This window comes from Priestia sp. SIMBA_032 (assembly GCF_046535215.1).
GTDB lineage: Bacteria > Bacillota > Bacilli > Bacillales > Bacillaceae_H > Priestia > Priestia aryabhattai.
Map to the genome: position 1 here is coordinate 287,358 of NZ_JAWRXD010000001.1, position 13,678 is coordinate 301,035.

Consider the following 13,678-nt stretch of genomic DNA (forward strand, 5'->3'; position numbering starts at 1 on the left):
TTTGAAAGCCGTAAAATAGAAAAAGTGCCAACCCTTTTTGTTTAAAGAAAAGGTTAGCACTTTTTGCGTTTTCTAACGTTTATACACTTTTACACTTGTCCCGAAGCTACTTTATTATTTACGTTCAGCAAGTTATAAAGCTCTTGAAGCCTTCCTATTTCATAGGTAGAATTCCAATTTGTATCATTCTTTTTTTTCTGAGGATTAAACCAGCACGTATCAATACCGGCTAGCTGCCCGCCTTGAATGTCTGCACTCAAAGAATCTCCAACAATCAATGTTTCATGTACGGACAGCTCTTTTATACGTGAAAAAACATAATCAAAATATTCCTTCATAGGTTTTTGAAAACCTGTATCTTCTGAAACAAATATTTCTTTAAAATAAGGATATAGACCTGAATCTTGAAGGCGCTTATATTGTGTAGCCGATACGCCATTTGTAACAACATATAACTCATAGTGACTGCTCAAGTTTTTAATTACTTCAACTGCTCCGTCAATTAGCTGATGACCATTGTTCAAATACATTCGGTACTCTGCTTCAAGCAGCTGTCCGTCCTTCTCTATTCCATATTCTTTACATAGAGTAGAAAAGCGAGTATTTACAACTTGCTCACGGCTTATTTTATTTTCTTCAAAAGCTGTCCATAACCCCTGGTTGATCAAGCTATAACGTTTTTTACTTTCCTCAGTCAACGGAATATCGTGGTTAGCAAAAAGAAGCTGTAAAGCCTGCTCTTCGGCTGTGTTAAAATCTAAAAGCGTATTATCAATGTCAAATAGAAGCGTTCGGTATGTTTTCATTCTTCTCTCTCCTTCAACTAATCTATTACTTTGTCTACTCGTATATATTGTCGTTTGCTAGACAGCTCAGTTTTTCTTTATCTTTAAGAATAATGGAGCCTTTCTTTTTTTCAATAACTCCTTGCGCTACGAATTTCTGAAGAACACGATTTAAATGCCGGTAAGTCGTTCCGATTAAATTAGCTATATCTTTTAAGCTTTCTGTTTTTTGGTTCATAACCAAATGTGATTCTTCACAAAAAATAGAAAGTAAATAGCTAGCCAGCCGCACTTCAACTGGATACATTAAATTAAAACTGAGCGAGTTCGATTTTGCGCAAAACTTTTTTGTGAGCATTTCCAGTAAAAACGTCAGCAGCTGTGGGTCATTGCTCGCATGCTGTTTTAATCGTTTGTATGGTATACCAATCACAACTAAAGGTGAAACGGCTTCAACCGTATTCATAATATCAACATCTTGTACATACTCAATATCGCCTATTACTTCAAGGGGCTGTTTAAAGGAAAGAACAAGCGTCTTGCCTTCGGGCGATATGGTATAAACTTTAACCTTGCCTTTCACCAATATGTACAAACAGTGAGACGCGTCTCCTTGAGAACAAAGACGTTCTCCTGCCTCAACATCATACAGTGACAAATGCGGTAGTAACTCTTTTTTGAAAACCGACTCTAATTTATAAGTATTTATATACTCCATCAGCTGTTTCTCACTCGTAATTTCCCTCATGTTTTCCTCTCCATCATAACGGTTTCTTTTATTAAACAATAACATTTCCTAAAATAAAAAGGACATATGTCTCAAATAAATTTTTACGTTATATTCATAGCTCACTTTCAAGATAAATATATACATAAAAAGACTCTAGCTTGTTCGCTTAGAGTCTTTTTTTGCTAAACGCTCTTTTTATTTCTACCGTATCCAACGTAAATAAAGACGCCAATCAGCATCCAGCCGATTGAATACATCCACGTTTTCATTGATAAGTTAAACATCAGAAAGATACAGCACAGAATAGCAATAATTGGAATGAACGGTACAAAAGGTACTTTGAAACCGCGCTTTAAGTTAGGCTGAGTTTTTCGCAGAACCAAAATCGAAAATGAAACGGCAGCAAACGTGACAATCGCTAGCATATTCGCTAAATCTGCCAGCTGTTTTAAATCAACAAAACCAGCTACAACAGCGCCTAACGCGCCCACAAGCCATGTGGATATGACAGGTTCGCTGTTTTTTCGGTTTACTTTCGCAAAAAGAGACGGCAATAATCCATCATGGCTCATTGACATCAGTATGCGAGGCACGACAAACAAATAAGCAAATACGACGGCCATAATACCAATAACCGCTCCTATAGATACAATGAGCGCTGCCCATTCTTGTCCTACACTATTGAGCGCATATGACAACGCATCGCCTACGTTTAGCTCTTTATAAGAAACCATTCCTGTTAATACTAATGCAATTACTACGTAAATGACTGCACAAACACTCAGTGCAATCAAAATGCCTAGCGGCAAGTTTCTTTGCGGATTTTTCACTTCTTCTGCCGAAGTAGAAATGGCATCAAATCCGTTATAAGCAAAAAAGACGGAAGCTGCGCCTGCAAAGATTCCTTTCACACCAAAAGGCGTAAATGGATGCCAGTTATTTGTATGAATAAAAAAAACGCCGACGGCTACAAATAAAAGAACAATACCTATCTTGATTAAAACCATTAAGTTATTTATTTTTTTACTTTCTTTTACCCCTCTTGTTAATAAAAACGACATGCACAGGACAATAAATACCGCAGGAAGATTAATAATACCTCCACCGCTTGGTATGGCCGTGAACGATTCAGGAAGTCTAATACCAAATTCAGTAAGCACATTATTCACATAAGATGACCATCCGCCCGCTACTGAAGCTAAAGATACCGTATAGCAGCCTACGATGGACCACCCTATTAAATGCGCTACAAATTTCCCTAGTGAAACATATATGTATGTATATGCGCCTCCCGAACTTGGAATAGCTGAACCAAATTCTGCATAACACAGCGCTACAAGAATACAGGCTACTGCAGAAATAACAAAGGAAATGGAGACCGAGGGCCCTGCATCCCTCGCAGCAACTAGCCCAGCTATTACCAGAACTCCTGTCCCAATAGTTGCTCCTACTCCCATCAAAATAACATCAAATAACCCTAGTGTCTTGGTTGATTCTTTTGCTGCATTTTCCTCTAGCAGCTTGTTAACATCTTTTTTTGCAAACAGATTACTCATGATGACTAACCTCTCTTCATCTCATTACGAATGGCTACTTTTTAGTGGTAGATCTTTCTATATATGTAACAGTGAATTATTTTACTACATTTAATTTTCTGTGTAAAATAATTTAGTTTTTGAACTTTTTAATGACTAAAATAAATTTACTAGCGATGTTTTTTATAACACCATTACAATGTACCCGAACAGACTAAAAATATGTGTTAACAACTTTCTCAAAATTGGCTTCATTCACAGTTGCTTTTGTACTATACTAAAGAAAAACTTCATAGGAGCAACGTAAAAGATGAACTTATTTTATTTTCTAAAGGGGTTAGTGATCGGTTTTTCCGTTGCTGCTCCCGTCGGTCCCATTGGTATTTTATGTATCAATCGCACGTTATCTAAAGGGCGATTACACGGATTTGTATCCGGGCTGGGAGCAGCTACAGCAGATGCTCTTTATGGATGCATCGCTGCGTTTGGCTTAACGTTCATTACAACTTTTTTATTAACCCAAAAGATTTGGCTTCAGCTGATTGGGGGATTATTTTTATGTTATTTAGGTGTTCAAACATTCCGTTCTCAACCTGCAGAGCACGCTGCCGCTGCTAAAGGAGGGGGTTTGCTTCATTCTTATACATCCGTTCTTTTTTTAACCGTGACGAATCCAATGACCATCTTATTTTTTATCGGCGTGTTTTCTGGTGTAGGCATTAGTAAATCGGCATTTGATGTTGCTTCTGCGTTGACAATGGTTACAGGCGTATTTTTAGGATCGGCCTGCTGGTGGCTTTCGCTCAGTTTTGCTATTAGTCTTGCTCGGTCGAAGTTTACGAATAACAGCTTGGTCTGGGTAAATCGTATTTCGGGAGCGGTTGTACTGACTTTCGGGATATTTGCGTTATACAAATTGCTATAAGAAGTCATTTGTCTCCTTTTCTGGGACAAGTGATTTGTTTAATAGAAAAGAATAATCTTAAAAAATACCCTAAACGCTGTCTTTTCTGTATAATAGATAAATAGAAAAACAGAAAAGTATAAAAATGCTTGAAAACTACATACTCAATCATTAGTCTTCAAACATAATAAGGGGAAATAAAGCATGACCATTCTTCTAGTAGATGACAATCAAGTCAATCTATTTGTGATTGAAAAAATTTTAAAAGGCGCTGGCTATGATAACTGCGTATCTCTTACATCTGCCCATGCCCTTTTCGACTATCTTAACCTGAACGATGAGAACTTAAAAACAAATTCGGTCGATTTGATTTTACTTGACATTATGATGCCCGAAATTGATGGAATTGAAGCGTGCAGGCGAATTCAGCAGGTAGAACGCTTGAAACATATTCCAATTATCTTTGTCACAGCTCTAGAAGACAGCAGCAAATTAGTAGAAGCTCTAGACGCCGGCGGAACAGATTATGTAACAAAGCCGATTAATAAAGTGGAACTACTGGCTCGTATGCGGGTAGCTTTACGCCTTAAAGCAGAACTTGACTGGCACACGGAACATGAAAAGAAAATTCAAAATGAGTTGGATTTAGCTACACACGTACAGCAAAACTTACTCAGTCCCCCTTTACGAGAAAAAGATATTCAAATGGAAGTTTCATACTATCCTTCTTTTAAATTAGCGGGTGATATGTACTATTGGCACAAAATTGACGAGCACCGGTACGGAATTATTCTTTTTGATATGATGGGGCACGGCATCTCTGCCTCGCTCGTTTGTATGTTCATTTCTTCTGTGCTTAGAGAAGCCATTAAATCGATTGTAGACCCTGAGCAGGTTATTACAGAATTAAATCGCTACATGGAACTATTGCACAGTGAAAAAGATGAAATTCCATACTATTTCACTGCTATTTATTTAGTTATTGATACGGAAGCTAAAACGGTAGAATACGTGAATGCCGGGCACCCGGAAGGTTATATGTTAGTAGATGAACATACGCTTGTTCCTCTTCAGCGCGGCAGCTGCCCCGTAGGTTTTTTTGAAGAAATGGACGTGCAGAAATCTGTTGTCAGCTTTGAAAACGATGTGCAAATTTTACTATTTACTGACGGAGCTCTCGAATCAATGGGTCCTTGCGAAATTGAATCCGCTCTTCGTCTGCAGAAATTGACCGAACAAAAGTGGACCAATCCAAAAACATTCATGAATGAAATTTTTTCAGAAGAACAAAAGTTAAATCAGCCTGATGATATGTGTGTACTCATGATTCAAGCGCAAGCACAGTAAGAAAAGGACCTCACCATGAGGTCCTTTTCTTATTGCTTTTGATAGATTCGTTCGTTACCTGCAAACTCTATATAAGAAGCGGACCCTTCAGAAAAGCGAAGCGTTTCTTTATCACCAAGTCCAAGAAATCCTTTTGAACACAGGCTTTCTGAAAATAAATTATACACTTGATTTTGCAGCTGAGCTGTAAAATAAATAAGGACGTTTCGGCAAATGATGACGTGAAATTCATTAAATGACTGATCCGTGACTAAATTATGCTGAGCAAAGATAATATTTTTTAGCAGCGACGGATGAAAATATGCATAGTGATGATCCGTCTGATAATATTCCGAGAAGGCGTTCTTTCCACCGGCTTGAATATAATTTTTTGTATATGACTTCATTTTACGTAAAGAAAAGGCACCTTGTTTTGCTTTTTCTAATACATCCTCGTTCATATCGGTTGCGTAAATGACCGTTTTATCCATTAACCCTTCTTCTTCTAAAAGAATCGCCATAGAAAATACCTCTTCGCCCGTTGCACAGCCAGCATGCCAAATGCGAATTTCCGGATAATCCTTCAATACGGGAATCACTTTTGTGCGAAATGCTTTAAAAAAGCTTGGATCGCGAAACATCTCTGTTACATTTATCGAAAAATCATTTAAAAGCTGATTCATAAATTCTTCTTCGTGAATCGCTTTTTCTAACAATCGAGACACGGTTGGAATACGTTCAATTTTCATTCGATTATAGACTCGGCGACAGATAGAAGATTTAGCGTACTGTCTGAAATCGAATCCTGTTAATCGATAAATAGCCGTCAGCAGTAAATCAATCTCTAAATCTGTTTTTTTATTCATAACTAAGTCTTCACTTAAATCTAGGTGCTTCATATCCATTTATGTTTCATACCCCGCTTAATTTACTAGCCATACACGCATAACGGAGAACAGCTGATTTAAATCTAAAGGTTTGCTGATATAATCTGATGCTCCAGCTTCCAAGCATTTTTCACGATCGTTTTTCATTGCTTTAGCGGTTAGTGCAATAATAGGCAAATCAACAAGCTTGAGCTCTCCTCTAATTTTCTGCATCGCTTCATATCCGTCCATTTGCGGCATCATAATATCCATTAAAATGAGATCAAATGGTTCACTATTCTTCATCATTTCAAGACACTCTATTCCGTTATGAGCTGTCATAATGGTCATACCTTGTTTAGCTAGCGCAGTCTTTAAGGCAAAAATGTTGCGCTGGTCATCATCTACGATGAGCACTCGCTTATCCTGAAACACATTTTCATCATCTTGCAATGAAGGTTCAACTGGTTGTACAGGATGGTCAATTTCAGTTATTTCTGCTTCAGGTTCAGCTTCTTCTACAGATACCGCTACTTCTTCGTATGCAAAATTCACTTTTTCATAGTCAATAAGACCGTTAGAAAGGCTAGGGAGATAGAGTGTAAACGTACTTCCTTTTCCTACTTCACTGCTCAGTGAAATCCAGCCGCCCAACAATTTTGCAAACTCACTGCAAATAGATAAGCCAAGTCCCGTTCCTCCGTATTTGCGAACCGTAGCTCCATCTGCCTGCTGAAACGCTTCAAAGATAAGCTGATGCTTCTCTTTTGGTATACCAATCCCTGTATCAGCTACAGCTATTTCTAGCCAGCAATCCGTATCAATTGTACGCATAGCTGTTGTAAGACGATGGTCAGCTACTCGTTGAATGGATACTGTGACAGATCCCGATTCCGTAAATTTAAATGCATTTGATAAAAGATTTTTCACAATTTGTTGGAATCTCTTTTCATCTGTGTGAATGATGTCCGGTACATCTTGTGCTTTATTAATTTTCAATTGTACTTTTTTCTGTTCAGCAACATGGCTGAAATTACGTTCAATTTGATCTGGAAGCTCACTCATATTCATCTCGGCAAGCAAAACATCTAGTTTTCCAGACTCTACTTTTGATAAATCCAAGATGTCGTTGATTAATGCCAACAAGTCTTTTCCTGAAGAATGAATAATACGAGCATATTCTTCTTCATCTTCAGATAGCGTTTTAGCCGCGTTTTCTTCAAGCATTTCAGACAGAATAAGAATGCTGTTAAGCGGTGTTCGAAGCTCGTGCGACATATTAGCAAGGAATTCGGATTTGTATTGAGAATTCAATTCCAGCTGATGCGCTTTTTCTTCTAAATCTTCCTTTGCAGCCTCTAATTCAAACGATTTTTCTTCTGCATCTTTTGTTCTTTCTTCTAGCTGTTCATTAATCATACGAAGCTCTTCAGACTGCATTTGCAGTTCCTCTGATTGTGTTTGAAGTTCTTCAGACTGAGCCTGGAGCTCTTCTGTCATCGCCTGAGATTCCTTTAATAGACGAGCAATTTCCATCCGTCTGATTACACCATTGATAGTCAGACCAAACGTTTCAATCACTTGACTAATAAGTTCTTGCTCTAAAGCTGTAAATTCGTGCAGCGATGCAAGCTCAATAACAGCAATTACTTCATCTTCAAACAAGACGGGTACAATAAAAATACTCTTAGGTTTTACGTCTCCTAATCCTGAAGCAATGAGCTGGTACGTGTCAGGTACATCATTTATGACAAAGGTTCTTTTTTCTAAAGCAGCTTGTCCGATAAGCCCTTCGCCTATCAAAAAGCTCGCTCTTCCCGCTTCACTTTTTTGATCTGCAAAAGCAGCTTGTTTGACGAATAGGTTTCCTTTATCATTTTCCTCTCGAACATAAAATGCCCCGAAAGAAGCTCCTGTCATTTCTGAAATCGTAAAGAGAAATTTTTCCGCGAGCTTGTCTACGGATGCTATGCCTTGGTACATTGTTACAGCATGTGCAAGGTTCGTTTGAAGCCAGTTTCGCTCTTCGATATTTTTTAACAGCGCGTTCGTAGCTAGCCCTAAATCTTTAATTTCATCATTAGATCTAACTTTAATTCTTCCTTTTAACTCGCCTTTTGAAGCCGTAATTCGTTTGATCGTTTGCGTAACTTCTTTAATCGTATTCACAATAGAATTGGACAAAACAACAGCAATAACAAGTGAAATAAGCGTAACAAAAAACAGCAAACCGTAAAGACCGATTTTAATTTTTTGATTTTTCTCGTCTAACTCTGTTGCTCTTGTTTCAGTGGATTTCTTCTCTACATTTCGAAAAGAAGTAAACTGGCTGCGTATATCGTCCATATACTGGCGCCCAGGATCTTTCTCAAAAAATTGCTGAAGCTCTTTTGTATTATTTTCTTTTTTTAATGCAATGGTCGGTTCACCAGCAGCTTCAATCCAGTCTTGAATGCTTCCTTTAATCTTCTCCAGTTTCTCCTGCTGATTTGGATTATTATTTAGAAGCTGATACAACGCATTATAATCTTTTTCCCAACTTGATGCTGCGCTGTTATAAGGTTCTAAGTAACTCGCTTCTCCTGTAATAATATAGCCTCTTTGTCCGGTTTCCATATCGAGCAGGTGTTTTTCAATTCGATTGGTCAGATCATGGACTTCAATATCATGATCAATGATGAAATTTCGCTCTTTTTGCAAAGATGAAATTTGACTGTTTAAAACAATAAATGCAATAAATAAACAGATAATAACAATTAAATATCCAATAATAATTTTGGATTTGATGCCAAACCTCATTTTCTTTTCCATAATGTTCCTACTTTCATTCTAGATATTCTTCTAGAAGCATTCGAAAAACATGTTTATTTTTGCCGCTGGACAATTTCACTTTCAGTACACACTCTCCACTCCATCTTTCTTTGCTTGATAGGGCCTCTCTCTTTTTCCTATCTAGTCAACATTCCTATTATACACTCTATTTTTGTACAGAAAAATATTTATTGTACAAGAGGGAAAGATTAATTTTCCAGTTTGCAAATATCTATTTTCAAGCTCTCTATAAAAATAGGCCCATGCTGTTAAAAGCATGAGCCTATCTTACAATATTTTTGTACACAATAAGGTAATGAAAAGTAATTTATGCTCTGGGGAATCACATAAATTATGACAACATAGGTATAAATAAATACTTACTTGCGAAACGTAAAGCATTCATTATTTAAATTGTACTTGGAGAATAGAAGGCCTTGCCACTTTTTTTAATTTAAATATATTTTTTAAACTTACATATCTACTTGCTGTACTTTTTATCTCGAGCTCTTTAACATTGCCAAAATCTTTGAGAGACTCGCTAGGTTCTTATTTTGAAGAGTTTCAGCAAAATGTGATATTTTATAAAGCGTTTCCATACTTTCAATCGGATATTTTCCAGCGGCAGTTTCACCAGAAAGCATCACTGCATTGGTACCATCAAGTACTGCCTGAAATACATCTGTCACCTCAGCCCTTGTAGGAATTGCGCTGCGCACCATTGATTGAAGCATTTGTGTCGCTGTGATCACATACTTGTTTTGCATCCGGCATTCATGAATTAATATTTTTTGGAGCAAAGGAATCCATTCATAAGGCAGCTCTACTCCTAAATCTCCCCGTGCAATCATAATTCCATCGCCTTCTTCACATATTTTCTTGAAATTTTCTATAGCTTCCATTGTTTCCACTTTTGCAATCAGCTTTGGTGCATTTAGATGTTTTAAATAGATAAAATTTTTGATGTCTTTTAAATGTTCAGGAGTTCTTACGAACGAACAAGCAAGAAAATCTACTTTTTCTTTTAATAAGAATACGATGTCTTTTTTATCTTTTTCAGTAATGGCTGGCAAACGAACGCGAGCACCTGGCAAATTTACTCCTTTATGAGAAGAAATAGATCCGCCCTTTTTTACCTTTGTGACAAGGGTATCTTCTTCTACTCTTTCAACAACCAGTTCTACTTGACCGTCATTCATTAAGATTTTGCTTCCTGTTTGAACATCCTTTACGATACTCTTATAGTCAACGCTGGCTCCTTTTTCATTTCCTGACACCTGCTCTGTATATAAAATAAACGATGCGCCTTCTTTTAACACTACTTCTTTTGACTTTATCACTCCAAGTCTAATTTTAGGACCTTGTAAATCTCCTAAAATTTGAACAGAGGAATTTAAAGACCTTAACGTATCTATAATTGTTTTATGACTTTCATGCGACCCGTGAGATAAATTCAGTCGAGCAATTGTCATTCCTTTTCCCAACAGTCTCTCTAGTACATCTTTTTTATTACTAGCAGGTCCAATTGTACAGATTCTATCGATTGCCACTGCCTTTCACCATCCTTTTAATGTAGGATGCCCATTTTCATAAAAGAGATAAGCTTTATACAAAAATAGGTATACCAACACAAAAAAATGCCTCTTAGTCAATAACTTGCCTAAGAGACAGCCCTTTTATTACTTTACCCAGCTTTCCGTCACTTTCTTATTTTTAGAAATCCAGTTTTTCACGCCTTTTGTTTCGTCTTTTGCACTGTTAATTTCTGATTCTAAAGATGCTAGTTGATCGGCACTAATAGAAAAATCTTTCAGCCACTTTGCTGCTTCTGGATAATCTTCTTTAAATGCCTTTTTGCTAATCGACTGTATTTTTTCAGGTCCAGTTGGATTCATCGTATTTTTCGGATCTTTTAAGTATCTGAGATTATACTTTTCAAAAGCCCAGTGCGGGCGCCATAACGTAACAACAATGGGTTCTTTATTAGCAATGGCTTTATCTAATTCCGATAACATGGCGGCTGTGCTGCTTTCTACTAAATTCCAATCTGTTAACCCATAGCTTGGCATCGCATGATCTTTAGTAAGACCGTTTATTCCAGATCCTGATTCAATACTAATAATCTTTCCGTTAAACTCATCTTTCTTATTTTTTAAATCAGCCAGTGACTGCGCGTCTACGTAGTCGGGAACGGCCAATCCACTATCTGCTTGATCATACCAAGTACCGAGCACGTCAACTCGTTTTCCAAATCTTTCCATATAAGAACTATGGGTGGTCGGCATCCATACATCCAAAAATAAATCAATGTTCCCTTGAGCAACTCCTGAGAAAAGCGGAGCTACGTCGCTTTGAACCGCTTTAACATTATAGCCTTTTTTCTCTAATAATTCCTTCCATAGAAACGTAACAGCTACGGCTTCGTCCCATGGTATGTATCCAATTGTAATTTCTTTTTTAGTCGTCGTTCCGCTTGCTGTATGACTATTGCCACATGCGGAGGCAAGCAGCATAATGACGATTGCTAGCATAATAATAGAAAATTTTTTTGATTGTTTCATATACTCCCACCTTTATTCATTTTATTTACTTGATTGAATATCTTTTCTTTTTTGAGTAGAAAGGTGCGTCAGACGATCTAAAATAACGGCAATAATGACAACCGCAATCCCACCGATAAATCCTAAGCCTACATCCAACATACTGATGCTTCTTAATACCTCAGCACCCAAGCCCCCTGCACCGACCATTGAAGAAATAACAACCATCGAAAGAGATAGCATAATAACCTGGTTTACACCCGACATAATCATAGGCAAAGCGAGCGGCAGCTGGACTTTAATTAATTTTTGCCATTCCGTCGCTCCAAAAGCTTCTGCTGCTTCTAAAGTGGTTTGGGGAACTTGCTGAAGTCCAAGCAGCGTCAGACGAACGGCAGGCGGCATTGCGAAAATAAAAGTAGCAATAAGAGCTGTAACATTCCCTAATCCAAATAAAAGTACGGACGGAATTAAGTAAACAAAAGCAGGCATTGTTTGCATAATATCAAGAATGGGCTTTATCACTGCTCCAACTTTGTTAAAGCGGTGTGATAATATGCCTAAAGGAACGCCAAATAGAAGTGAGATAATAGTAGAAGCTAAAACGAGAGATAAGGTCAGCATCGATGCTTCCCATAAATTCAAGCTAATAATAAGAAGTAAACCAAAACACGTAAATACAGCTATCTTCCAATCTGTTAACCATAGCGCTAATAGAACAAAAACAACGACCGTTACTAGCGGAGGAGAAGCGGTCAATACCCATTCGAGACTGCTTATTAAGCTGGTCATTATCTGGTTGATTCCAGTAAATACACCTGAAAAACTATCAATCATGTAATCAACAAATGAGTTTGCCCATTTATCTAAAGGGATACGAGGAATCGTCGCAGAATTTACCATCATATTTATCGGACCTCCATTTGATATGACTTAACTTCTTGTTGCTCGGTCACTGCAGTACGTTCAGTGAAATTTGCAATAAGAGTGTGTGGGGAAATCATACCTTGTAGGCGATGATGATTATCAACAATGACTACAGGCGAATGACTGTCTGTAAATAAAGGAATCATTTCTTGTAAAGACATATCCGGATTAACACAATGCGGCTGTTTCATTTCTTTTCCTTTTAAATCATGCTTATGAGCTTCTATCAGCTCCATCACCGTATAAACGCTCATTAAGCCCAATAAGCGGTCAGCACTATCAAGAACAAAAATAGTAGATAAATGATTGGTTCTCATTCTTCTTAATACGACTTGCGGTGATTCATACTCATAGGCAGCCGTTTCTACCGGAACCACCGCGTCTTTAGCAAGGCGAATTTTGCCGTAATTAACGTCTTGAACAAGCAGCTTTACATAATCGGTTGCCGGTTGGCTTAAAATATCTTCAGCGGTTCCAAGCTGTACAATTTCCCCGTCTTTCATCACGGCAGCCCGGTGGCCTAAAGTTAATGCTTCATCTAAATCATGCGTCACAAAAATAACTGTTTTTTGTACTTCTCCCTGAATATCAAGAAATAGCTTTTGCATATCTCTTCGAATAAGAGGATCTAAAGCTGAAAAAGGCTCATCCATCAGCAAAATCTCCTGTTCAGAAGCAAGAGCTCTCGCTAATCCAACCCGTTGCTGCATACCTCCTGATAATTCATAAATTCTTTTATAAGCTTGTCCATTTAAGCCCACCATTTCAAGCGCCTTTTTCCCTCGCTTTTCTCTTTCGTTTGCTGATACACCTTGTATCTCTAGACCGAACGTAATGTTGTCAATCACGTTGCGGTTTGGAAGGAGGCCCACATTTTGAAAGACCATCCCAATTTTATTTCTCCGGACTTCCTGAAGCTGTCTTTTTGGCATATGAGAAATATCTGTGTTTTCTAGATATACCGTCCCTTCTGTCGGTTCTACAAGCCCGTTCAGGCATCGAAGTAAAGTAGATTTCCCGCTTCCTGATAATCCAATTAGCACAAAGGTTTCTCCCTTTTTCACTTCGAAATGAGCATTGTAAATAGCAACGGTTGTCTTAGTAGCTTGTTCGACTTCATATTTACTTTCTCCAGCTTCTCGTAGCTTAAGAGCCTGTTCTTTTTGGCGACCAAATACTTTTGAAACATCGGTAACGCGGATAATGGGTTCTGTTAGTTTAGAGCTTGTACTCAATTTATTTCCCCCTTATTTT

Annotated in this window: 11 protein-coding genes; 2 read left to right on the forward strand and 9 right to left on the reverse strand. The window is 37.7% G+C overall.

Features of this window, described 5'->3' with window-relative positions:
* Positions 1 to 89: 89 nt before the first annotated feature.
* From SB717_RS01440 to SB717_RS01450, 3 genes are all read right to left on the reverse strand, one after another.
* Positions 90 to 806, reverse strand: coding sequence for a YjjG family noncanonical pyrimidine nucleotidase (locus SB717_RS01440; protein ID WP_410903063.1), 717 nt, complete (start codon positions 804 to 806; stop codon positions 90 to 92).
* Between the two features lie 34 nt (positions 807 to 840).
* Positions 841 to 1,533, reverse strand: coding sequence for a Crp/Fnr family transcriptional regulator (locus tag SB717_RS01445; RefSeq protein ID WP_410903064.1), 693 nt, complete (start codon positions 1,531 to 1,533; stop codon positions 841 to 843).
* Between the two features lie 164 nt (positions 1,534 to 1,697).
* Entirely contained in the window at positions 1,698 to 3,071 is a 1,374-nt protein-coding gene (locus SB717_RS01450) for an amino acid permease (RefSeq protein WP_043979177.1), read from the reverse strand.
* Between the two features lie 289 nt (positions 3,072 to 3,360).
* Between SB717_RS01450 and SB717_RS01455 the strand changes: the two genes are divergently transcribed.
* Complete coding sequence (locus SB717_RS01455; RefSeq protein WP_410903065.1) at positions 3,361 to 3,975, forward strand: LysE family translocator; 615 nt, start codon at positions 3,361 to 3,363, stop codon at positions 3,973 to 3,975.
* A 183-nt stretch (positions 3,976 to 4,158) separates the two neighbouring features.
* Positions 4,159 to 5,301 (forward strand): SpoIIE family protein phosphatase, encoded by a 1,143-nt coding sequence (locus SB717_RS01460; protein ID WP_098621396.1) that lies wholly within the window; start codon positions 4,159 to 4,161, stop codon positions 5,299 to 5,301.
* Between the two features lie 29 nt (positions 5,302 to 5,330).
* Here SB717_RS01460 and SB717_RS01465 read toward each other — a convergent pair whose 3' ends face one another.
* From SB717_RS01465 to SB717_RS01490, 6 genes are all read right to left on the reverse strand, one after another.
* Complete coding sequence (locus SB717_RS01465) at positions 5,331 to 6,185, reverse strand: CheR family methyltransferase (RefSeq protein WP_410903066.1); 855 nt, start codon at positions 6,183 to 6,185, stop codon at positions 5,331 to 5,333.
* Between the two features lie 18 nt (positions 6,186 to 6,203).
* Positions 6,204 to 8,957, reverse strand: coding sequence for a CHASE3 domain-containing protein (locus SB717_RS01470; RefSeq protein ID WP_074678200.1), 2,754 nt, complete (start codon positions 8,955 to 8,957; stop codon positions 6,204 to 6,206).
* A 497-nt stretch (positions 8,958 to 9,454) separates the two neighbouring features.
* Positions 9,455 to 10,507, reverse strand: a complete 1,053-nt coding sequence (locus tag SB717_RS01475) for a pyruvate kinase (RefSeq protein ID WP_410903067.1) — start codon at positions 10,505 to 10,507, stop codon at positions 9,455 to 9,457.
* Between the two features lie 129 nt (positions 10,508 to 10,636).
* The gene (locus SB717_RS01480; protein ID WP_410903068.1) at positions 10,637 to 11,518 is read right to left on the reverse strand and encodes a glycine betaine ABC transporter substrate-binding protein; all 882 of its coding nucleotides are present in this window, start codon (positions 11,516 to 11,518) and stop codon (positions 10,637 to 10,639) included.
* A gap of 21 nt (positions 11,519 to 11,539) precedes the next feature.
* The gene (locus SB717_RS01485) at positions 11,540 to 12,403 is read right to left on the reverse strand and encodes an ABC transporter permease (protein WP_025749272.1); all 864 of its coding nucleotides are present in this window, start codon (positions 12,401 to 12,403) and stop codon (positions 11,540 to 11,542) included.
* Positions 12,404 to 12,405: 2 nt separating this feature from the next.
* Positions 12,406 to 13,659, reverse strand: coding sequence for a quaternary amine ABC transporter ATP-binding protein (locus SB717_RS01490; RefSeq protein WP_410903069.1), 1,254 nt, complete (start codon positions 13,657 to 13,659; stop codon positions 12,406 to 12,408).
* Between the last annotated feature and the right edge of the window lie 19 nt (positions 13,660 to 13,678).